This window comes from Spirosoma sp. KCTC 42546 (assembly GCF_006965485.1).
Taxonomy (GTDB): Bacteria; Bacteroidota; Bacteroidia; order Cytophagales; family Spirosomataceae; genus Spirosoma.
In genome coordinates, this window is record NZ_CP041360.1 from 5674059 (window position 1) to 5697513 (window position 23455).

General features: G+C 48.3%; 18 protein-coding genes. 10 read left to right on the forward strand and 8 right to left on the reverse strand.

Annotation, left to right across the window (positions count from 1 at the left end; all coding sequences use genetic code 11):
* Window positions 1-96 precede the first annotated feature (96 nt).
* From EXU85_RS23385 to EXU85_RS23405, 5 genes are all read right to left on the reverse strand, one after another.
* On the reverse strand, window positions 97-1020 hold the full coding sequence (locus EXU85_RS23385; protein WP_142774402.1) for a DUF808 domain-containing protein: 924 nt from the start codon (window positions 1018-1020) through the stop codon (window positions 97-99).
* 401 nt (window positions 1021-1421) lie between these two features.
* Window positions 1422-1847: a response regulator gene (locus tag EXU85_RS23390; RefSeq protein WP_142774403.1), complete on the reverse strand. Its 426-nt coding sequence runs from the start codon at window positions 1845-1847 to the stop codon at window positions 1422-1424.
* 625 nt (window positions 1848-2472) lie between these two features.
* Entirely contained in the window at window positions 2473-3321 is an 849-nt protein-coding gene (locus tag EXU85_RS23395; protein ID WP_142774404.1) for a hypothetical protein, read from the reverse strand.
* A 266-nt stretch (window positions 3322-3587) separates the two neighbouring features.
* Entirely contained in the window at window positions 3588-4124 is a 537-nt protein-coding gene (locus EXU85_RS23400; protein WP_142774405.1) for a hypothetical protein, read from the reverse strand.
* Window positions 4125-4366: 242 nt separating this feature from the next.
* On the reverse strand, window positions 4367-4924 hold the full coding sequence (locus tag EXU85_RS23405; RefSeq protein ID WP_142774406.1) for a hypothetical protein: 558 nt from the start codon (window positions 4922-4924) through the stop codon (window positions 4367-4369).
* A 402-nt stretch (window positions 4925-5326) separates the two neighbouring features.
* On the opposite strand from EXU85_RS23405, the gene EXU85_RS23410 reads away from it, so the two are divergent.
* On the forward strand, window positions 5327-6463 hold the full coding sequence (locus EXU85_RS23410; protein ID WP_142774407.1) for an alpha-amylase family glycosyl hydrolase: 1137 nt from the start codon (window positions 5327-5329) through the stop codon (window positions 6461-6463).
* Between the two features lie 77 nt (window positions 6464-6540).
* A complete protein-coding gene (locus EXU85_RS23415; RefSeq protein WP_142774408.1) occupies window positions 6541-8757 on the forward strand; it encodes a bifunctional alpha,alpha-trehalose-phosphate synthase (UDP-forming)/trehalose-phosphatase in 2217 nt (738 codons plus the stop codon).
* A gap of 9 nt (window positions 8758-8766) precedes the next feature.
* Here the strand turns inward: EXU85_RS23415 and EXU85_RS23420 are convergent, their stop codons facing one another.
* Window positions 8767-8973 carry a hypothetical protein gene (locus tag EXU85_RS23420; protein ID WP_142774409.1) on the reverse strand — a complete coding sequence of 69 codons (207 nt, stop codon included), beginning with the start codon at window positions 8971-8973 and terminating at the stop codon, window positions 8767-8769.
* A 291-nt stretch (window positions 8974-9264) separates the two neighbouring features.
* On the opposite strand from EXU85_RS23420, the gene EXU85_RS23425 reads away from it, so the two are divergent.
* From EXU85_RS23425 to EXU85_RS23435, 3 genes are all read left to right on the forward strand, one after another.
* Window positions 9265-9942 carry a response regulator transcription factor gene (locus EXU85_RS23425; protein WP_111349117.1) on the forward strand — a complete coding sequence of 226 codons (678 nt, stop codon included), beginning with the start codon at window positions 9265-9267 and terminating at the stop codon, window positions 9940-9942.
* 99 nt (window positions 9943-10041) lie between these two features.
* On the forward strand, window positions 10042-11421 hold the full coding sequence (locus tag EXU85_RS23430; protein WP_142774410.1) for a sensor histidine kinase KdpD: 1380 nt from the start codon (window positions 10042-10044) through the stop codon (window positions 11419-11421).
* An 81-nt stretch (window positions 11422-11502) separates the two neighbouring features.
* Window positions 11503-11712 (forward strand): hypothetical protein, encoded by a 210-nt coding sequence (locus EXU85_RS23435; RefSeq protein WP_142774411.1) that lies wholly within the window; start codon window positions 11503-11505, stop codon window positions 11710-11712.
* Here EXU85_RS23435 and EXU85_RS23440 read toward each other — a convergent pair.
* Window positions 11698-13092, reverse strand: coding sequence for a DUF389 domain-containing protein (locus EXU85_RS23440; protein ID WP_142774412.1), 1395 nt, complete (start codon window positions 13090-13092; stop codon window positions 11698-11700). The genes EXU85_RS23435 and EXU85_RS23440 overlap by 15 nt on opposite strands.
* A gap of 94 nt (window positions 13093-13186) precedes the next feature.
* Here EXU85_RS23440 and EXU85_RS23445 point away from each other — a divergent pair, with 94 nt between their 5' ends.
* Window positions 13187-14443, forward strand: a complete 1257-nt coding sequence (locus EXU85_RS23445; RefSeq protein ID WP_142774413.1) for a sodium:proton antiporter — start codon at window positions 13187-13189, stop codon at window positions 14441-14443.
* A gap of 19 nt (window positions 14444-14462) precedes the next feature.
* Here EXU85_RS23445 and EXU85_RS23450 read toward each other — a convergent pair whose 3' ends face one another.
* A complete protein-coding gene (locus EXU85_RS23450; protein WP_142774414.1) occupies window positions 14463-15863 on the reverse strand; it encodes a chloride channel protein in 1401 nt (466 codons plus the stop codon).
* 164 nt (window positions 15864-16027) lie between these two features.
* Here EXU85_RS23450 and EXU85_RS23455 point away from each other — a divergent pair, with 164 nt between their 5' ends.
* The 4 genes from EXU85_RS23455 (at window position 16028) to EXU85_RS23470 (ending at window position 23363) form a co-directional block, all read left to right on the forward strand.
* Window positions 16028-16945, forward strand: a complete 918-nt coding sequence (locus tag EXU85_RS23455; protein WP_142774415.1) for a hypothetical protein — start codon at window positions 16028-16030, stop codon at window positions 16943-16945.
* Window positions 16946-16967: 22 nt separating this feature from the next.
* On the forward strand, window positions 16968-18677 hold the full coding sequence (locus tag EXU85_RS23460; protein WP_142774416.1) for a tetratricopeptide repeat protein: 1710 nt from the start codon (window positions 16968-16970) through the stop codon (window positions 18675-18677).
* Between the two features lie 201 nt (window positions 18678-18878).
* Window positions 18879-20012 carry an efflux RND transporter periplasmic adaptor subunit gene (locus tag EXU85_RS23465; protein ID WP_142774417.1) on the forward strand — a complete coding sequence of 378 codons (1134 nt, stop codon included), beginning with the start codon at window positions 18879-18881 and terminating at the stop codon, window positions 20010-20012.
* A 135-nt stretch (window positions 20013-20147) separates the two neighbouring features.
* Window positions 20148-23363, forward strand: coding sequence for an efflux RND transporter permease subunit (locus tag EXU85_RS23470; RefSeq protein ID WP_142774418.1), 3216 nt, complete (start codon window positions 20148-20150; stop codon window positions 23361-23363).
* The last annotated feature ends 92 nt before the right edge of the window (window positions 23364-23455 follow it).

Here is a 23455-nt window from a genome sequence, read left to right on the forward strand (position 1 = left end):
AGTCGGAGTAGCGACAAACTAAGAAGGTTTGTTGATCCACTGTTTAAAGATGAAAAAATAGGTACGTAAGGCGAAAAACGGGATGAGCTATTTACGCTACTTCTTGGCCGAGAAAAAGATTTTTTTCACCACAACCACAAGTTTCTCAATGATAAACCCTATTACAAGTCCGGCAGCTCCACAAGCCAGGGCCTTGGCAAACCAGGCTACTACCGGCATTGGAGACAAGCCCTGTTCTAAATCGTGCAGTACATGAGCGGTAAACGGTATGCCATGTGCAATGATTTCGGCCCCTACCCAAAGCATGGCTGCCGTACCGACATAACCCAGCCAACTCAAGAAATGAGGCATAAATTTTACAATACCTCGACCTATTTTTTGAGTAGCAGGAGGATATTTATTACCAGCCAAGTGTAGCCCCATATCATCGGCTTTAACGAGCAAGCCAACAAACCCATAGACGGCCACCGTAATAAAAACAGCCACCGCCAGCATTACTATAATCTGGTTTAGGATCGCCTGGTCGGTTACTTGGCTATAAGCAATGGCCATAATTTCGGCCGACAATATAATATCCGTGCGAACTGCACTACCAACTCGTTCCTTCTCTAATTCCTCAGGGGTAATCTTTTCTACCAGTTCTCGTTCAGTGTCCTTTTCGTGGTGGCTAAATAGAGAATGAACCTTTTCGTAGCCTTCATAACATAAATAAGCACCACCTACCATTAAAATAGGCGTAATAGCCCAAGGAGCAAAGTAGCCAAGCAACAAGGCTGCCGGACTTAATATCAGGAGTTTATTGATCAGCGATTTTTTGGCAATCTGGTAAATAATAGCCAGCTCCCGGGATGGATCGAGCCCTACCACATACTTGGGCGTAACGGCCGTATCATCAATGACAATGCCCGACACTTTTCCGGTCGTTTTAGCTACTTGAGCAGGCACATCATCTAAACTGGCGGCACTTGCTTTTACTAAGGCCGAGATATCATCTAATAAAGCAAAGAGTCCTGAAGGCATCGTCAAAAAGTTGGCTACTACTACGGGAGAGGGTACATTTATAAAAACCTACATTTTTCAGGGTCTCGCCCCTTAGATGATGCCGTTAGAGCAAGATCGGTTTGCCCTCCGATTGCTGGAGCGGTGCGATTATTTACATGAAAATTGCTGTGTCTACCCTTTATAGCAGTCTTTGAGATAGTTTAACTGACTTACTGGGTGAAAGTTGTGAACAAGCAGATAATTCAGGTCTGTTTCCTTGCAATTGTAAACTAGCCGCCTTAAGTAGAACCTTTTCGTGAATGATTACTGACTTACAAAATAAAGGACAGAGGCACCTGAATAACTGCAATAATAGTTTACTTGTCAACTCATTTAAGTGAACAATTTGTCAAGCTATTTCAGTGTAATACAGGTGCTCATTACCGGCTCAAGCGTTTGGGATGATGGCACTCTGTCCAGTAGGCAATAATGGACCCTAACTGAGCTTTCCAGTCAGCGTAGGAGGACTTCTTTTCAAATAATCCCTGAATGGTTAATTCATAGGCTTCTTCCACCAGTTGTTCTTCGACGGGATGGGTCATAAACACGAACGGAATACATTTTTTGCGCAGCCCCAGGTCCTGATCTATTTGTTGCCGAAGTTCCAGACCGCTCATCCCCGGCATACTAATTTCGGAAATAATCAAAAAGGGAATCTCCGGTGTCGTCTTCAGGTAGTCCAGGGCAGTTTGGCCATTGGAAAAAACGATGACAGGATGCGGAAGGGCCAATTCCGATAAGGCCTGTTTAAACATATCATGATCATCGTCATCGGCGTCAATAAAGATGATGGGGTGCTCGTTCATGGTTACCTAAGATACGTAGTAAGGGTAAAATGAAAGCTCGGTTCCATACCGAGCTTTCCAAGTTTTTCTGTTTTTTTCTAACGTTGAGTGAAACGATATCGATCTATGGTAGAGCTGCTCTAAGGGCAGCGAACAACTGAAGATAAAAACCCGTCCAACTTGTAGATATCTCAAATCATGCCAACTAAATGACAGAAATTCAACCAGTTGATAATCATTGACTTAACCAACAATATATGCACCCGTATTGATAAAAAGTGGTGATTTTCTTACCCAAATTTGTAGTTATAAACTCCCAACTTAGGCTTAGTTTATGACCCAGTTGTTCCATTGCCTCCCTTACCATGCTGGTCACCTTAACCTGAAATCAGTGGTTTGCTCACAGTGTGGACACATAGGTAGCCGTCTATCAATCAATTTGATCAAGCCACAACTACTACTGGCGTATTGTTCCTCCTGACTTAGCCAAATTAATTTGGGGAGTAGCGTTTACATAGAATGGCCCTGCCTGGGGTAATCTAGTTGGCCAAAAAGACACTACGTCCCTGATCGGGTTGACCGTTGAGGAGACAATCAGGTAGTGACTCCGTCTTGATAGCTTTAAGCTAGAGCAGAGCTTTTCTTGTCAGTTTGCGTACACAAAATCGACCACCGTTGTCCCTGATCGTTTACGAATGGGATACCCATCAGCCCGGTAATCGTAACTGTATTCAATCTCACTTAGTAGTTTACCGGCTTGATCTCGCTTCGTTTCCTTGATCACATTATTGGGAGAGGTAAAAGCAGGCAGGCCACCAAGTAAATAAAATGGGTTTGGCTTGTCATCATATTCATACTCCGTCGTATAGGCCTTTTCCAATGTGCTTCTTATTAGCCGTACATTATGATAGCTATCCCGGACTGCCCGGCTATAGCCCTTCACCTGGGTCGAAGAGTTCTGCTCTTTAAGTGCACCTGACCAGATTAAATATCCACTCTGGTCAAAACGGAGCAGGTAGGCAAACGTACCATCAAAATAACGATCAATTCGCCCCCCCTGGTTGGAGAAAAAAGTAGTCTGACGTGTGAGCCATAGCGGTGTTCCTGGATAAGACCCCCAATAAAATGAGACTTGCTGTAAGCCCTGTTTATCATATTGATAGACCTGCCGAGTACTGGCAATGTCAGTACCGGTATAATTAGCGTACCCTTCCACTAAACGCCCAAGCGAATCATAACGATAGGTAAGACCGTCTGCCTTAAGTAGACGAGGTCTTGTGGGTAGAGCTACTGGCGAGTAAGGGAGCTGCCGATCTATAGCTGAATCGTCGAACGTAGGGAGATCAAGTAGCCAGTTATCTTCAAGCTTTTTAGTTAAAGCAGCCTGTTCCTGCTCTTGCGTGGTTTGTGGATTAACCAGTTGAATGGCCGACTCCTTGGAATGGCAGGCTAAAACCAGGCAACTGATTGTTATAAGTTTAAGAAAAGTCCGCATGATTAGAATAGGCTACAATTCTTTATTCAATTTATGAAATTATCTATTAGCTAGAAGCGATATCAGAATTTTTCAAGTAATAGCATCCGTATCTTACTGACATAATGTTTTTCAGGTATAAGTCCCCCTGTAGAATGGCTGCTTCGCTGATACCATTTTTTAATTTAGGCTTACATAATGCCAGTTGTAGACCATAGCGTAGCAAAATACAAAGCGGCCTATCTACATAAACAGTTCCGTTTTGTATGTTACCATGATAGCTTGTCTTACTTCATTTTACCCACGTATAGCGATAGGTTCAACCCAACAAAAGATCGCTTGGCGTTCAGATTGCCAAAAGCCGTTAGACCAATTCCCACATCTTTTGTCGAAGTAATAAACCGAATCTCTGCGGGCAGACCTACGGTCGAGTATCGAACTGATTCGTACAAATGTTCGCCATAAAGGATTGGGTCACCGATTGCCGAGAGATATTTACCCCGGTTTATGCCCCAAACGTTGCTTATACCCGTTGAGAAGCGGAATTTACCCGTTTTAAGGCCATACATTAGCGCGATTTCTTGCGCCATAATGCCGGGAGCATTATTAGAAAACAGTTCCCGATTATCCGTATACCGGGTAATCAGTATAGTAGGCCTATTAATAAATTCGTACCCTAAGGCTATCATGCCACTATAGTACTGGCTTTTTCCTAAACCCACCCCGAGCCAGTAGTTGTTTTGGTTAGCCTTCTGTGAGTAACCAATTGTCGTTGTTAAGAAAAGGAGGGCCAAAGCCCAAAAGAAAGCGAAAGTTTTTGTCATAACGTGTTACCAAATGAATGCACCTGTAAAACTACAGATATAAGAAAAGAAATGATAAACCGTGAATGCAGGAGAGCGACTCCAATTTATTCGACTAATATTGTTAAAATACCAACTAGATATAATTTGTCAACTTACTGATATTGAAGTATTTTGAGACTCATTCTATAACTACGATTATGTTATGTGAATGAATTAATAATTGGCTTGATCTCTTCAAATTCTTCACTACTGAAACAATACTATTTTTTGATCAGATCGATCTGGTCAACCCCCCGGTTTAAACCATGCCAGGTCATGCTTCCAGAAGCCGTTTCCAAGGCAAAAGTTTCTAATAGTATGCCAATCTGTTCTAGAAAATAGGCTTCCCTTTCCGTAGTACCTGAATATCCAATTGGAAAGTTGTAATCAAGCAAGAAGTAAGCTTTGGGACCCTTTCTATTTAGGGAGCCAGCTAGCAAATCGAAACGTATCGGATAGGTCTTAGTACTATACTGAATAATACCCTCATATCGGTCACGGATAGGGTTATTTTGTATGGAAGCCCTTGCCAGCGTTAATGTAGCAAAATTGATTAGGGTAGTATCTTTTTTAATCTTAAGCCCAATTTGCTGGGGGCTATTTTGGTATTTGATCTGAAGCTGTTTCATTGCCCATGTACCTGTGAGCTGAGGCACTAGTTCCTTCATGAGCTGAATGCTAGCTTGTTCGTTATCAATTACAGGTTTCACCGATTTATCGGGTGAACATTGGATAAAAATAGAAAGAGTTACGAGAGTTAATAAGGGAGAGTTTTTCATATTCATTCCGTTGAAAAAGGTGCTATATAAGTGCGTATATGTTACCTAAAGTCTACAACGAACAAAATATAACCGAAGTGCGATTTCGCTCTTCGGGAAGTAAAGCAGGAAACGGCTCCCATTAAATGGGTTTAGCAAACAAAGCCGTTTCAGATGCCCCATCGAAGTAGCTCGGCAAAAACAGCCATTGGCCCAACGGCGTCTGATTACTACAGATTAAATTGGCTCCCTTCGGTAGCTGATAGCTTCATGCTCTAAGGACTTTCTAATAACTGCTTAAGCCCATTCTAAGCAGGTCCGGCGTACTTTGGTTTAGATCAGGTTAACCTGACTGACCAGTGTAGGCAGATAAATCGCCTTACAGAATTGCTCGGTAGCAGCATTTGTTTATCGCATCAACGTATGAAAAATCAACCCGATATAAAAAAACGAACGCTTGGCGTTACCTTTTCCACTGACCACCAGGCAGACGTCACGCTATGGAATCCGCTTGCCAAAAAGGTAGAACTCTCCATCAGAGGCCGATCTATATCCATCCCGTTAGTGAACGATCGTTCAGGATACTGGCATCTGGAAACCGATCAGCTTAAACCCGGTGACCTATACACCTTCACACTCGACGATGAGAAGATATGCGCTGATCCGGCATCGCTGGTCCAACCGCAGGGTGCGTATGGCCCTTCTCAGGCAGTAGATACAAACAAATTCTACTGGGAAGATTCCTGTTGGGTCAACCCGCCCCTGGATGAATACGTTATCTATGAACTCGATATGAGTACATTTAGCCCTGAAGGAACTTTTGACGCCGTTGTTAAAAAGCTGGGAGAACTGAAAAGTCTGGGCATCAATGCGTTACTTATAAAGTCCGTTTCATCCTTTCCAGGGTCGCCTAACGAGCTGTTTATCTATGCCGTACAAGCCAGTTACGGTAGTCCTTATCAATTACAACGGCTAATCAATGCCTGTCACTTTGAAGGAATGGCCGTTATTCTGGATGTAAACTATGCGAAGATCGGCAGACAGAATGACCAGCTAAAGGCTTTCCGCTCCGGCAAACAAAAGGCGGAACGAAATGGGTCAAACGGGACCAATGATGAGCATGGAGAAGCCGGGCGTCGATACCTTATCGAAAACGCGCTGATGTGGTTCCGGGATTTCCATATCGATGCACTCCGGCTAGAGGCAATTTATGCCCTACCCGATGCTGAAGAAATTTTAACGGATATCCGGACATATACGAATCAGTTAACAGCCCTGACCGGCAATCACCACTGCCTATTGGTCGAGCACGAACCGCAGAACGAGTCGGTTACCGAAAAAACGGCTACCCCAAATGCTGAGCGGGAAGGCCCATTCGAACCGGTATCAACTACCGAGCGATACGACAGTTACTGTTCTGATTACCAGCCTAGTAAACTGTCCATTAAAACGTATCGAGAGGATTATTTATACGACGATCACTTCTCGTCCGTATTGCGTGAGTTATTTGGACGACAGGCCGAACCCGACGAATCGCGGGGGCTTCTAAGGAGTTTCTAAGTATTGCTTAAGTCCCTTCTAAGTCGCTGGTACGTCCTTTGTTAACTACACTGGGCGTTCAGTAGCGCATCAACTCTATGAAGACTTCTAAAGCCTCATTTAAACGATTATTGATTGTTTCTTACCGGCTTCCGTTCACTATTCAGCAAACTAATAATGGTTCCGAACTCCAACAGAATTCAGGCGGGCTGGTTTCGGCAGTGCTGTCGATGGCGGAGCAGATGGGCCAGAATCAGGGGAGTTTACCCACAAAAATTCACTGGGTTGGGCATGGTGATCAGTCACTTCAACAACTCGACTCATCCGCCCTGGAAAATGATACATTTGTGGCCCATCCGGTTTTTATGGATGAGGCTGTTCATAAAGGGTTTTACGAAGGATTTAGCAATGATTTAATCTGGCCTTTATTTCACTACTTTCCGTCCTACGCATCGTTTAAAGAGCACGATTTCGACTGTTACAAGCAGGCCAATACCCGTTTTCTGGAGGAACTAACGGCTTTAATCGAACCTGGCGATTTAGTCTGGATTCACGATTTCCAGTTGATGCTGCTGCCCGATATGCTGCGCCAGGTCATGCCTGAGGCAACGATTGGCTACTTCTTTCATATTCCTTTCCCAACCTATGAGATCATAAAACTATTGCCCCGCACCTGGCGGCAAAGCCTCATCAATGGAATTCTAGGAGCCGATGTCGTAGGGTTTCACACGACCGATTACGTGCAGCATTTTATGCAGAGCGTTTCAGAGGTTCTGGATCTGCCGATTATTAATCAACGTATAATCCTGCCCGACCGGGCGGTGATTGTCAACGCCTTCCCGATTAGCATCGATTTTAATAAGTTCAACTCAAGTGGACAAGAGGCTGACGTTTTTGCCACCCAGCAATATTTCATGAATTTGCTACGGCACAACAAGATCATTTTTTCGGTTGATCGGCTCGATTACACCAAAGGAATTACCTCTCGATTGCTAGGGTATGAACGTTTTCTGATTCAGCATCCTGACTGGCATGATAAAGTAACCTTTGTGATGACGGTAGTGCCATCACGCGATAAAATCGCTCAATATCAGGAGTTAAAACGGGAGATCGAAGAAACCGTTGGCCGTATCAATGGCCTGTTTGGTACCATTGGCTGGCGGCCTATCGTGTATTCGTACCGATCGCTAACCTTTACCGAGCTAATGGCCTTGTATACGGCCTGCAATATTGCCCTCATTACACCTGTTCGCGATGGGATGAACTTGGTTTGCAAGGAGTTTGTGGCAAGCCGCCATGATCTCAAGGGCGTGCTGATTTTGAGTGAGTTAGCCGGAGCCGCTCAGGAGTTACGGGATGCCATCATTATTAATCCTACCGACACACAGGAAGTAGCTGATGCCATTGATCAGGCATTAGTCATGCCATTGGCCGAACAGGAACGACGCTTGCAGCACATGCGAAAGCATCTACAAAACCATAATGTTTTCCGATGGAGTCACGATTTTCTTTCCGCATTCAACGATATGATTATCAACCAGCCCAGTTTAGAAACCGACCTGCCGATTCAACCATTTATCAGCGCGTTTAGTGACGCCCATAAACGGCTGCTTTTAGTTGACTTCGACGGCACACTAGCCCCCCTAGTCAATGACCCGGCCGATGCCCGACCCTCTGAAACATTACAGACTATATTACGGAATCTGGCCGAGAGTAGCGATGTTGTGGTTATCAGTGGCCGAAACCGATCGTTTCTGGAGAAGACGTTTATGGGTATTCCCGTTTTCCTGGTCGCCGAGCATGGAGCTTTCCTGAAAAAACCGGAACAGCCCTGGCAGCAACTTGATCTATCGGCCGATGATTGGGTCGACCCGGTGCGCTCAACGATGAATTATTATGTTGATCGTTTTCCAGGTTCATTTATTGAAGGAAAAGAAACGGCCATTGCCTGGCACTATCGGAAAGTGGAAACTGATGATGTTGAAGGACAGGCTATTGACCTGGCGACCCAGTTACGGCGCGTTTCTTCCTCTATTCCACTCACGGTTATTCAGGGCAATAAAGTGGTGGAAGTAAAACCCGCCCAACACAGTAAGGGAACTGTAGCACTCGCTATTGCCGAACAAAAACCCTATGACTTTATTATTAGTATCGGCGACGATACGACCGATGAAGATATGTTCCGGCAGCTTCCGAACTGGGCGTACACCATGAAAGTGGGGTCAGGGATGTCATTTGCCCGGTATCGGCTGGCTCGTCAGCAGGACGTAGAAACGCTGCTGCAACGCATGAATGATGAATTGATCGAGGTCTGATTCTTCGGCTTATCGTTTCGTGACCACCTCATCTTTTAACACATTTTCTGGGCCTTCGCCCCGTTTTTCTTTTTCCTTTAAACGGCGGAGTAAGTGTTCGTAATGCGGGGGCAATTTGTCGGTATCAGAGACTTTAACGCCAAACCTGGCGCTGGTAAAATAACTGAGTACACCGAGTATACTAATTATGATTGCGATAATAAGAAACGTCATCATGCTCGTTCGGTTTTAGTAGAGCGCGAGAAATCGCTTATTCATGAGGGTTGACCCAACCCGATCAGTGAGAACGTAGGCGCACGGGTCAACCTCATGAATAAGCGCCTATGCACGCTTAATTCCCGAAAAGTATAGTTGAGTGATAAGGAGGAACTTAACGAAACCTTAGAATTTGATTAGAGCCCAAAACAATAGGCTCGCTAAGCGCTTAATTACCTGTGTACCCAGTTTACTCATCACCATAAGACGGGCAACTGGTTGCCGAACAAACTACCCGTTGCACCACCAACTATGAAACTCCTAATCGTTGAAGACGAACCCAAAACGTTGCAGGCAATCCAGCAGGGGCTGGAAGAAAGCCAGTTTGAGGTCGATATTGCCTACGATGGGCTCATTGCCAAACGACTGGCTCTGAAAAATAACTATGCCGCCATTATTACCGACCTGATCCTGCCGGGTTTGAATGGCTATGAACTCTGTCGGCAACTACGGGCCGAAGGGTTAACTACACCCATTCTGATGCTGACCGCCCTTGGCGAAACCGAGGATAAAATTTCGGGCTTCGATGCCGGTGCTGACCAATACCTGACCAAACCGTTTCAATTTTCTGAACTGCTGGCGCGCGTACGATCACTGACAAAGCGCGGCACGCAGGTCTCGCTAACGGCTCAAACCTTACGCTACGGCGGCATTGAGATGAATCTGGATGCCAAAACCGTTACCCGCGACGAACAACCGATTGAACTGACAGCCCGCGAGTTTGCGCTCCTGGAGTTTCTCATGCGCAACCAGGGACGGGTTCTGTCGAAACCATCCATTGCCGAACACGTCTGGGATTTGAATTTCGATACAGGCACCAACGTCGTAGAAGTGTACATCAATTACCTGCGCAAAAAGATCGACCGCGATTTCCCCAAAAAGCTGATTCACACCCACTTCGGCATGGGGTATATGTTTAAAGAAGAATAAAAAAGAGGAGGAAAGGGAAGAGAGGGAGGAAGGAGAAAAGGAGGAAATTACCGAACCCTTCCTCCCTCTCCTCCTTCCTCCCTTTCCTCCCTCCTTTCCATGACCATTCGCAAACGGCTAACGTTACGCTTCACGAGCCTGGTATCCAGTATTATCCTGCTGGCGTTTGTGAGTATCTATGCCTTTTGCTGGTTTTTCATTTCATCCGACTTTTACCGACGGCTCGACCGGAAAGCCAATACCACGGGCGATATGCTCATTCGGCATCGCCTGGATGCGCAACTGATTCGGCAATTGGGGCGAATCCGGAAAGATCAGTTACCCAATCAGAATATCATGGTGTTCGATAGCCGGGACTCGATCATTTTTATTACCAATGAACGGCTGCCGATCACCATACCCAAATCGGTGCTGGCCGATATCCGGCAGGATAAACAAAAGGATTTTCAACAGAAAGGGTACTATCTGTCGGGCACCCGGTTCATGACGGCTTCGGGCCAGTATGTGGTCATTGCCAGTGCGGTGAACGTTTATGGCGATGAGTTTCTACGGCGGCTTTTATGGGCCTTAGCGGTATTATTTTTCCTGATTGTGGGCATTACTGCCTTTTCGGGCTGGTTTTTCGCAGGAGATGCCCTGCGACCCATGCAGCAGATTGACCAGATTGTCAGTGATATATTTCCACGTAACCGGGATGAGCGCCTGCTCATCAATCAAGACGACGATGAGATCAGTCGACTATCATCAACTATCAATCGATTACTGGACCGGGTCACGGAGTCGTTTCGATTACAACGGATGTTTGTGGCCAACGTATCGCATGAGTTGAAAAATCCGCTCACACAAATCAGTTCGCAATTGGAAGTAAGCTTGTTAAAACACCGTGAACCAGAGGCTTATCAAAAAACGATTCGTTCGGTACTGGATGATGTGGGTGATCTGGCAACGCTTACCCATGAGTTATTGAAACTCTCTCAGGTGAATCAGGAAGATGCCATCGGGCTCTTAACCGATACCGTTCGACTGGACGAAATCGTTTGGGATATTCGGGATGAGGTAACAGCCATCAATCCTCGTTACCAAGTAACCATCGAATTCGGTGCGCTTCCCGATGACCCCGACCAGCTAGCGGTGCAGGGCAATAAAACCTTACTGGCAACGGCTTTAAAAAATCTGACGGAAAATGCCTGCAAATTTTCTGATGATGGGCAGGCGCTGATTCACGTTAGTTTTGATCCCAACTGGTTAACGATTAGCATTCAGAATAGGGGCCAATCCATCCCATCAGCCGACCTACCCTATATTTTCGAGCCCTTTTACCGCAGCCGCCAAACCGCCGATGTGCGCGGTTACGGCGTAGGTCTTTCGCTTGTGGAGCGTATCATTCGGCTGCATCAGGGCAAAATCCAGGTTACCTCAACGGCGGGCAAACCAACCATATTTAGCATCGAGTTATCCCGGCAGACGCGCCAATTCTAAGCAGTTTCTAAGCAGTTTATCAGTGAATCCTAAGTCGTGCTTAGCAACTTTGGCTATCCCTACGTATCTAACTATAACGCGATGATGACTGAAAAAACCGCAATTCAACCCTACTCCCCGTTCTTTCCCCCAGGTCCGGCAACCCCGTCGAAGACGCGCCCTAAATCAAAATACATGTACGAAGAAGACCCAAAAAAGCCAGACTGGTTACTCTTATTAATCAGTGCTTTGGTGCTCTTGACCCTGCTCATTGCCTGGTTTGTCGATATTCCTGCCTTATTCCACTACTAGTTTGATTCGCTTACTTTTTGTACGGCTCTGAAGCCACTTTTCAATGCGTTGCTTTTCAGCGTTCGTATGCTTTCGGGAGAACCGGGCATATACGAGCATGACGGTATCGGGCCGGGTGCTGTTTCCGCTCATTACCAGCGATTGGGCAGCGGTAAAGGTTTGTACATCGGGCATGAGCGTCTTAAGCTCATTTCGCAGATCGGCTACCGACAAATTCGCGGAATGAGTCAGATCGATATACCGGCGAAGGGAGTCAATGATATGGTCTTTGCGGGCAATAGACGACTGGCTGTATTTTATTACCTGATCGGTTACTGTATTCTTGAGCGCATCCACATCCACTTCCGTATCTTTAAAACTTCCCTGTTTCACCACAAGATTCACGTTACCCAGGCCATAGGCTGGCATCTTGGTACGTAGTAGGTTAATTGAGTCCTTTGGTAGCGGCTCTCCCACCAGCGAGAGTTCCAATGTACTCTGCCGACGATTAAAACGAGCTGCGTATTGGATGACTTGCCGGTACTGAAAATTACATTCAGTTGTTACAAATCGCTTTGCTGATTCCTCAAATATGGTTTTACGAACAATTTGATAGCCAAGATAGCTACTGGGTACCACCACAATGACTACAGCAAACCAGATCGTATGCCGAACCCGCTGTTCAACCTCAGGTGTAGGATATTGTCTCTGGTGGTAACCCAGAAATCGGACGATCAGAAAGGTGGCAATACTAATACATATAGCATTGATAAGAAACAGGTAAAATGCCCCGGCAAAGTAGTATAGATTACCGGTAGCTAATCCGTAACCGGCGGTACATAAGGGCGGCATCAGCGCGGTGGCTATTGCCACACCCGGAATCACATTGCTCACTTTCTCCCGGCGCGAACCGGCAACAATCCCAGCCAGACCTCCCAGAAAGGCCACCAACGCATCCCAGACCGTGGGGGATGTTCGAGCTACTAATTCAGATTGAGCCAAATGCAGCGGACTTACGAAAAAATAGAGCGTGGAGGTCAATAAACTAATGAATACAGCCAGGCCTAAGTTCTTCAACGCTCGCTGGATCATCGTCAGGTCGTTGATACCCACGCCTAGCCCAATACCCATAATAGGGCCCATTAATGGAGAGATAAGAAAAGCCCCGGTAATAACAGCCGGGGAGTTGATATTCAGACCAATAGAGGCAATAAATATGGCAAAAATCAGCGTCCACAAGTTAATGCCCCGAAACTCGATTCCCCGGCTAATGGCTTGTATCACATCCGTTTCGTCGTCTTTATCTTCTTCTAGACTAAACCGTTCGCGCAGAAACGCGCTGAATTGGGCTAAGGGTTCCGACTTTTTGATTTTGGGTTCATTTTGATCGTCTACAGTCATTTTTAAGGAATACGGTTACTAGTTATTAAGGCAAAACAAGATGCGGTTTTAATCGAAAGTTAATGTAAACTTGCTCAATTACGCCATTCACTTCATGGATCTATTCACGCTGATTACTCTACTTATTGTTATCTCGGCTCTCTTCGCTTATCTGAATACGCGCTGGCTTAAGCTACCGGATGCCATTGGCATTATGGTTTGCTCATTGAGCTTCTCTGTCCTCTTAATTGCCCTGAACTCAATCTATCCGGATCAGTTGGCCTCTGTTCGCCAGACTGTTGCCCAAATTGACTTTGGAAAAACGCTTTTCGATGTGATGTTAAGCTTCCTGCTTTTTGCGGGGGCCTTACATACCGATTCAGCCAAACTTAAGGTCGAACGGCGATCGGTTATGCTATTTGCGTTTGTCGGTGTCTTACTGAGCACGTTTTTGGTAGGTTCAGGTCTTTATTTACTAACCAGGCATCTCGACCTGAATTTATCGTTCCCGCTTTGCCTGCTCTTTGGCGCTTTAATTTCACCAACCGATCCGATTGCCGTGTTGGGAATCTTATCCAAGTTCAAACTACCCGACAACGTTAAACTCAACATTGTGGGCGAATCGCTCTTTAACGATGGCGTAGGGGTTGTTGTGTTTGCCTCTATTTACCGAATTGTCATCAATGGGGCCGACAGTGTTAGTACTGGAGAAATCGGCTTGTTATTTCTCGAAGAAGCCGGTGGCGGTATTTTATTTGGCATTGCTTTAGGGTATGGAATGTTCTGGGTGTTACGGTCGATCAACCACTATCAGACCGAAGTGATTATAACGGTAGCCGGTGTTATGGGTGGGTACTTATTAGCCCAAAAACTGCACATTTCCGGGCCACTGGCTATGGTGGTCACCGGCCTGTTGGTGGGTGGTCATCATAGCCGTCAGGATGCCATGAGCCAGCTCACCGAAGAGTATGTCGATAAATTCTGGGAGCTGGTTGATGGGATTCTGAATGCTTTACTTTTTGTCTTGATTGGCGTTGAGCTGCTCCTGATTGATTTTCAACTTACACAATGGTCAATTTATTTATTGGTTGTACTCCTGGTCCTGATAGCCCGATATGTAGCCATTCTGATCCCCTTTACCCTGGCTCGTCGCTGGCTTGATCTCGACCGGAATGCACCTATTATGCTGACCTGGGGCGGGCTACGGGGTGGCCTTTCCATTGCCATGGCGTTGTCCATTGATGGTTCGTTACCACAAAAAGAGTTTATTGTGACCATTACGTACGCAGTCGTTTTGTTTTCCGTCATTGTACAGGGCTTGACGATGGAACGGCTCATTCGGCGGCTATATCCACCTGATAAAGCGAGTTAACAACCCTCTTGGCGAGCCTTTAATCGGCCTCCGCTACGTTTCCCTTTGGCCCATAAACAGCGGGCTGCGCCATTGTTTCCTTGACAAACCCAGCTTTCAGGTGCTCATAAAACGAAACCGGATCAACCAGCGACGCGGCCCCCTGTGCCATTAGACCACCCAACAGTAATTGAAAAATTGCGGAGTGCCTGTCGGTCATTTCCAGCACCAGAATGGCCGCCGTAAATGGGGAGCGAACAACACCGGTCAGGAAACTCACCATACTCACCAGAATGACTAGATTCGTATCACTGGGCGTTACCCGGATCAGTCGCGCCAGTGCATCGCCCAGAATGGCTCCCGCACTCAGGGAAGTAGCGAACACACCGCCCGCAGCGCCACTGCTGTAACTGAGGGCCATACCCGAAAAACGAACCGGAAACAGATACCAGGGCGTCAGGTGATCGTTTTGAAACAGGAGCCGGTTAATGATGGGCTTTCCCGTACCAACCGCATCGGTACCAACCAGGTAAGCCAGCCCCGCCAGCACCAGCCCGCAGGCAGCTACCCATACAGCCTGCTCCCGACTGGTGCGGAAACGTCGTCGGTAGCCGTTGATCCACAATAACGCCTTGGCAAACACGGCCCCTGCGAAACCAGCAATCATGGCCACCAGCACAACAACACCCAAAAACCAACCAGTTGAGACCGTAACTTTGGGAAAACCCAGGTACAAATAAGGCCCCTGAATGGCCTGAGCGGTCATACCAGCAATGATTACGGCGGTAAACACAGCGGTACGAAAGCGGGTAATATGTGTTTGGGTCAGTTCTTCCACCACGAAGACAATGCCACCCAATGGCGTGTTAAAGGCAGCCGCCAAACCAGCCGCTCCACCCGTGACGAGCGCTATTTGCCGGGATAGTTGCGGCCAGCCAGCCGGTTGCAGCCGATTAATGGCCCGAAAAATGGCCGCTGAAATCTGAATGGTCGGTCCTTCTCGCCCAATAACGCCCCCCCCAATCAGCAGGACTACACTACTAAGAACTTTGACAATGGCCACCCGCATACTGAGCAAGTAAGCCGTACGTCCGTGGGTAGTTGGATTCGAGAGTTCAATACCGGCCATGACTTGGGGAATACCGCTACCCCGTGCCGCCGGAGCCAGTTTTGCTACGACCAGCCACGCTAGTAAAAAAGCAAGCGGAGTGGTAATAAATGTGAGCAGTGCATGGTCCTGAATCCAGGTAAAACTGGTTTTCTCCGCCCAGACAAACAGTTCTTCGTAGCCAACAGCCACCAGTCCGGTCAATAGGGAGGCTACCCAAAACGGCAGACTTTGAAGAATAACTCGGCGCACCCGCTCGGTGTATAACCGCTTGATAACGTGCTGATCGAGCCAGGCCAGCACCTGCGCATATCGGGAAGGTCTTTTCGCCATGCCGTAATGATGTGTATCCAGTTTGTAGTGATAACGCCATCGGGAAGCAGATGATTAGGCGAAACCCAAAGTCTAAGCAAATTCTAAGTAGTCTTTAATTCCTTTATAACCCGTGGAGGTCACCTTTGTCTCAGTCTCTCATACACCAACAACGCACGATCCGTATGAAAACAACTCCACGAACATCAACACCGCTGACCGCTATGCTGGCTATGCTACTCACCCTTGGCGTGGTTGGTGGCCTGTATCTGGATAAAACCCGAACCCTGGTTGACCGCTTTGATCAGGAAGAACGGCGGGCCGATTCGCTGCTGTCAGTCAAACTTCAGCTCGAAGGCGATGTCCGCAGCCTAACGAGTCAACTCGAAACGGCCACCGGTGAGAACGAATCGCTGGGCAAACGCATCAGTGACTTACATGGCCAATTGTACCAACGGGATGCGTCGGAGAAGCAGCTTCGTCAGCAAAATAGGTTGCGTACTGGTACCATTCGAGGTCTTACTCGAAATCTGGATTCTATGACAACCATTCGCGATAGTCTGGAAAACCAGCTAGCTGCCATGAACGATAAAATCAGCTGGCTGAGCGACTCGAATGGACTACTGCTCAAAGAGACGAAAGATCTGCAACAAAAAATAAATGAACTGAATACATCTTTACAAACAAAGGTGCCTCGCTCAGCCGTTACAGGCGATGAGTTTATGGTCGAAACGCGGAAGTCGAATCGAAAAGAAACCGCCAAAGCCAAAAAGGTGCATACATTGACTATTTCGCTCGATGTACCGCCGGAATTAGAGTTGGAGAACATTCAGGACGTATTAGTAAGCCTGACAGACCCTCAGCACAATCCAGCAATGCCACCCTTGAGAACCACAACGGTTGTCTTGTCAGATATCAATGAAGTCGTACCGGTTCATGCAATTCAACGGGTGATTTTTACCGGAAAGCCAAAACGAATTTCGATCAGCTTGACGCCTGACAAACCCCTGAAGCCGGGTACCTATCGCGCTTCGGTCTATACCAAAACCGCCTATCTAGGCTCCGTTGAGTTTCAACTCCGGGATAGTTTCTGGTTCTTTTAGTCAATGTAAAACCCTATGCAACATGAACACGCAACTAACCATTTTATTACTGTCGGGACTGGCTGGAACTGCCCTCGCGCAAACCCCTACACCCGATCCAAATACACTCATGAATCTGGGCCGCTTCGAGGAAGCCACTCAGCTTCTGAGTCGAAATGCGCAACAAAGTCCATCCGCCCAAACCATTTTCGATGCGGGCTACGGCTATCTCCGTGCTGGTAAGCCCGATTCGGCCCGGATCTGGTTCGAGAAAGGCATTGCGATGGATGAAAAACGGACACCGCTCAATGAAATGGGCGATGCCATCACCTATCTGGTCAAAAATGACCCGGCCAATGCCGAGCCCAAACTGGCCGAAGTCGTTAAAAAGAGTAAGGGTAAAAACGCCGACATCCTGTACCGAATTGGTGAGGCCTATACGGGCTATCTGACACCTGGAAATGGCTCCATCAAACCACTCTACGCAAAAGTGGTCAACGCTGCTACCGCCATTGATTATTTAAACCGGGCTACCGAACGCGATAAGAAGAACCCCGCCATTCAACTGGCGCTGGGCGATGCCTATTACCTGAATAAAGATGCGGGTACAGCCGTTACCCGCTACGAAAGTGCCCTCGAACTGGGCATGGACCCATCACGGGTGTATCAGCGAATCGGGGATATTTACTGGCAGGGCCGTAACCTGAATCTGGCTGTGGAGAACTACAAAAAAGCCATTGAGGCCAATGCGAGCTATGCTGCGGCCTACAACCAGTTAGCCGAGTTGTATTTCCTGGTTAATCGGTATAAAGAAGCCGCCACGTATATTGACCAGTACGTAAACGTATCGAAGGATAAACGGCAGGAGACCCTGTTGCGACAGGCTCAGTTTCATTTCCTGGCCAAAGACTACCAGCGAACGGTCAATCTGATCGACAGCAACCGCACAGCCTTAGCCCAGAACCCAATCGTGTATCGGATAGAAGGCTGGGCATACTCGTCTCTGAAAGAGCCCCAGAAAGCCATTCAGAACATCAGCACGTTCCTGGAAAAAGCGCCGGAAAAGGTGATGCCCGATGATTACAAATACCTCGGCCTGGCCTATATGGGTATCGAAAACCCCGGCAGTGATTCTCTAAAAGCAGTCAATGACTCCATTGGCGTGACTTACCTGGCCAAAGCTGCTCCCTTCGATACAACCGAGAATCTGTATAGCGACATGGCCAAGTATTATTACCGGGCCAAGAAACACCCCGAAGCAGTAGCCGCTCTGGATTCGGCCGCCAAGCACAACTTCAAAGCCGATGTGCAGGATTTATTCCGCTATGGCATGAGTAACTACACGCTGGGTTTCCAACGCGACAGTCTGGGGAAATTAGTACGGGATACGGTTCGGTTTGCGCAGGCTGATTCGGCGCTGGCTTTGGCTCAAAAAGCCTCGCCTGATTATGCTCCGACAGTCCTCTACCGGGCTAAGGCGAACTACTATGCCTATACCCCCGAAGAAGCCGTTCGGAATGGCAAAGCGAAGCCCTATTTCGAGCAGTTTATTGCGATGGTTTCGGATAAGGAAGACGAACGAAATCGCTACAAAAAAGATCTGTTGCTCGCCTTTAAGTACCTGATTTCGTATAATGAACTGGTAACCAAAGACGATACTGCCCGAACTGAATGGTTGACCAAAGCGAAGGCATTATTCCCGGACAATCAGGAGTTAGCCAAAATTGGGGCTCCAGTCGCTGGTGAACAATAACGGTTTCTTTTTTCATAGTTGAACATGCGAGTCCGACCGCTACGGGAGCCTGATCTCCGGTAGCGGTTTTGTGTTTTTACGGGGCACATCCTGCCGATTAGCGTATCTCTAAGGAAATTCTAATAATTTTCTAAGCTGGCCTTTACTTGCCGTATTGTATTTGCACAGGTAGCAAACAGGGCAATCAGCCCCAACTTCCTTATGCGATCTTATTCAGGCATACTTGCCCTACTTAGTACGATTATACTAGCCTCCTGCTCGGCTCACAACGAGAAAAAACAGGAGTCGGTGCCAACGCTTCCGGTGATTCAGTTGACTCCCCAGGATGCAACACTTGACCATGACTACGCCAGCAACCTGGAGGCCGTACAGAATGTGGAAGTCAGGGCCAGGGTAGCGGGGTATCTGGATAAAATTTTGGTGGACGAAGGCAAGCCGGTTCACAAAGGCCAGCTGCTGTTTCAGCTCAACCCAACTGAATATCAGGTTGAAGTAGACCGGGCGCAGTCCAGCCTGGAAAGTGCTGTGGCTGAGGAACAATCCACTGAAGTGGAACTGGGACGAGTGAAATTATTGGTCGATAAGAATGTCATCTCACCTTCGGAATTAAAATTGGCCAAATCGAAAATGGCTACGGCCCGCTCGGCTATCAACGGTGCCAAAGCGGCTTTGAACAAGGCCCGTTTTCATGTCTCGCTGACCAGCATCCGGGCTCCCTTCGATGGGGTTATCAACCGATTGCCGTTCAAACGGGGCAGCCTGATCGAAGAAGGCGCGCTGCTCACCACCATCTCCGACCTGCGGGAGATGTATGCCTATTTTAACGTATCGGAGAAAGAGTATCTGTCCTTCATCAAAAAACGGCTCGACCCCGAAAAAACGACCGTTCGGGAAGTAGACCTGTTGCTGGCCGATGATTCGCCTTACCCCTACAAAGGCAAAATCGAAACCACCGAAACGGTATTCGAAGGCAATTCCGGTACGATTGCGTTCCGGGCTACCTTCCCCAATCCCAAACGCCTGCTCCGACACGGGGCTACGGGCAAGATTCGCCTGACCACCGATGTAGACGATGCCGTTCTGGTTCCTCAGCGAGCCGTCTTTGAGGTACAGGACAAAAACTTCGTCTATGTCGTTGACGCCACGAATAAAGTTCGATCCCGAAGTTTTGTGCCCAGCAGCCGGGTCGATCAGTTCTACATCGTTCAATCGGGCCTTAAACCCGGCGATCGCATTGTCTATGAGGGGATTCAGAGCCTGAAAGATGGGATGCACATTACCCCGAAAGCACTTCCCGCCAAAAGCCTACAGGCGTTGTATGCCGCAGCGCGATAATAATTTTAGTCATTTGGTTGTCATTCGCTTCACGTCATTGGTGGTCATTATAGTACACTATTCATGGCAGCAGAATGACTATCAATGACGTGGAGCAAATGACAACCCAATGACTACCAATGACCTTTCATAACTATGTTTACAATCTTCGTTAAAAGACCCTTACTCTCCACCGCCATTTCGGTACTCATTGTACTGATGGGTGTGCTGGCCCTGACGGGTCTGCCCGTTACGCAGTTCCCCGACATTGTGCCCCCATCGGTCACCGTAACGACTAAATACACCGGAGCCAGCGCCGATGTCTGCGTCAAAGCCGTGGCTACCCCGCTCGAACGAGCCATCAATGGGGTGCCCAACATGACGTATATGACCTCGATTTCGGGCAATGATGGCACTACCCTGATTACCGTTTTCTTTAAAGTCGGTACGGACCCCGACCTGGCGGCCGTCAACGTGCAAAACCGCGTGACAACCGTCATGGACGAACTGCCCGAAGAAGTGATCAAGGCGGGGGTCGTCACCGAAAAAGAGGTGAACAGTATGTTGTTGTACCTCAATATTGTCAGCGACGATCCGAAAGTGGATGAAAAATTCATCTACAATTTCGCCGATATCAACGTACTAGCCGAACTGAAACGCATCGACGGGGTGGGTTTTGCCGCCATTATGGGTAGCCGGGATTACTCCATGCGGGTGTGGCTCAAACCCGACCGCATGACGGCCTATGATGTATCGCCCGACGAAGTGGTGGCCGGCATTCGCAAGCAGAATGTTGAAGCCGCACCCGGAAAAGCGGGCGAAAGTGCCGACCGAGACCCGCAGACGCTTCAGTACGTCCTCCGCTACACGGGTAAGTTTTTTGAACCGGCCCAGTACGAAAACCTCATCCTGCGTACCAACGCCGACGGCTCTCCCCTACGCCTGAAAGATGTGGCCGACGTTGAATTCGGCTCGCTGGATTATGGCGTACTTTCCAAAAACGACGGGCGGCCATCGGCGGCTATCATGCTCAAACAGCGGCCCGGTTCCAACGCCAGCGATGTGATTGCCAATGTAAAAACGCGAATGGCCGAACTGAAAGAAAGCTCGTTTCCATCGGGCATGACCTATAATTACGCTTATGATGTATCCCGATTCCTGGATGCTTCCATTCACGAGGTGGTTCGTACGCTGATCGAAGCGTTTGTGCTGGTATTCATCATCGTGTTCCTCTTTTTGCAGGACTGGCGGTCTACCCTGATTTGCGCCCTGGCCGTCCCGGTGGCTCTGATTGGTACCTTTGCATTTATGAGCCTGATTGGTTTCTCCATCAATCTGCTCACCCTGTTTGCGCTGGTACTAGCCATCGGGATTGTGGTCGATAACGCTATTGTGGTGGTCGAAGCGGTTCACGCCAAAATGGAAGAACTCCACTTGACGCCCCGAGCCGCTACGTTTTCGGCCATGAGCGATATTGCCGGGGCCATTGTGGCCATTACGCTGGTGATGTCGGCGGTGTTTGTACCAGTGGCCTTTATGACTGGACCGGTGGGCATTTTCTACCGGCAGTTCTCGCTCACCCTGGCCATTGCCATTGTCATTTCCGGCGTCAATGCCCTAACGCTGACCCCGGCCCTGTGTGCGATTCTGCTCCGGCCCGTTCATGGCCAACAGACCGGGTTTCTGGGCCGCTTCTTTACCCGATTCAACCGGGGTTACGAATCACTGGCGGGCAAGTATCAGGGCCTATTAAGCCGAATAGCGAATCGTAGCGTCGTAACCTGGGGGCTCCTGCTGCTGTTTATCGTGGCCACCTGGGGGATCAGCACCGTTCTGCCCGGTGGTTTTATCCCGACCGAAGATCAGGGCATGATTTACGTCAACGTAACTACCCCCGCCGGGGCTACCGTCGACCGAACCGAGAAAGTCATGGACGCCATCGAAGCGATTGCTGCGGAGCAGGAATCGGTCGAAAATGTCTCGACTCTGGCGGGCTATAGTCTGCTGACCGACGGCGCAGGCGCTTCTTATGGCATGGGCATGATTAACCTGAAGCCTTGGGAGGAGCGCCACGTATCGATGCAGGAACTGATTGCCACGCTGGAAGAAAAAACCAAAGGCATCACCGATGCGACGATTCAGTTTTTTCCGCCCCCAACTGTACCGGGATTCGGCAATTCAAGTGGTTTTGAGTTGCGGATGCTGGACCGGGGGCGTAGTGGCGATCTGACCCAAACGGCAAAAGTAGCACAGGACTTTATTGCGGCTTTGAAAAAACGGCCCGAGATCAGCGATGCCTTTACCAGCTTCGACCCCAATTTTCCTCAGTATTTATTGCATGTCGACCAGGAAAAAGCGTCGCAGAAAGGTGTCTCCATCGACAATGCCATGAGTACGCTGCAAACGATGATGGGCAGTTTTTACGCATCCAACTTCATTCGCTTCGGACAGATGTATAAGGTGATGGTGCAGGCCGCTCCCAGCTACCGAACCAAGCCCGAAGATGTACTAAACATGCGTGTTAAGAACGACCAGGGCGAAATGGTGCCCTATTCCAACTTCGTTACCCTGGAACGCGTCTATGGCCCCGAGCAGCTGACCCGCTATAACATGTACACCTCGGCCATGATCAATGGCGATGCCGCGCCGGGCTATAGTAGTGGCGACGCAATCCGGGCTGTTCAGGAAGTAGCGGCCCAGGTATTGCCCAAAGGCTATGCCTACGAATGGTCGGGCATGTCGCGGGAGGAGGTCGAGTCGGGGAATCAGGCCATCTACATTTTCGCGATCTGTTTAGTCTTTGTGTACATCCTGCTGATGGCGCAATATGAGAGTGTGTTCTTACCCCTCTCCGTTCTGTTGTCGCTACCCACGGGTATATTCGGTTCCTTTTTCTTTCTGTACCTGCTGGGTTTACAGAACAACATCTACGCGCAGGTAGCCCTGGTGATGCTCATTGGCTTGCTGGGTAAAAATGCGATTCTGATTGTCGAGTTTGCCAGTCAGCGGCAGAAGGAGGGCCTACCCATTCTGAAAGCAGCGGTGGAAGGGGCCGTTTCTCGTTTACGACCTATTCTGATGACCTCCTTTGCCTTTATCGCGGGGCTGATTCCGCTCTGCATGGCCTCGGGTGCTGGCGCGTTGGGCAACCGATCCATTGGAACGGCAGCGGCTGGTGGTATGCTCACCGGAACACTGTTCGGGCTGGTTATCGTACCCGGTCTGTATGTCTTCTTCGCCAAACTCGCCGAACGGTTTCAATCCAAACCGCCCGTCGATGACGAATCGCATGACCACTACACCCAGGAGACCGAAATCGACATCATGCATATATCCACCCAAACGCACGTAAATGGAAAAGTCATTCAATAAATCGGCTAAAAATAGCCTCAACATCTTGAATAGGAGAACTATTCCACGTTCTAATAAACCTTTTAGCCAGACAATACGTGCTATGAGCCTTG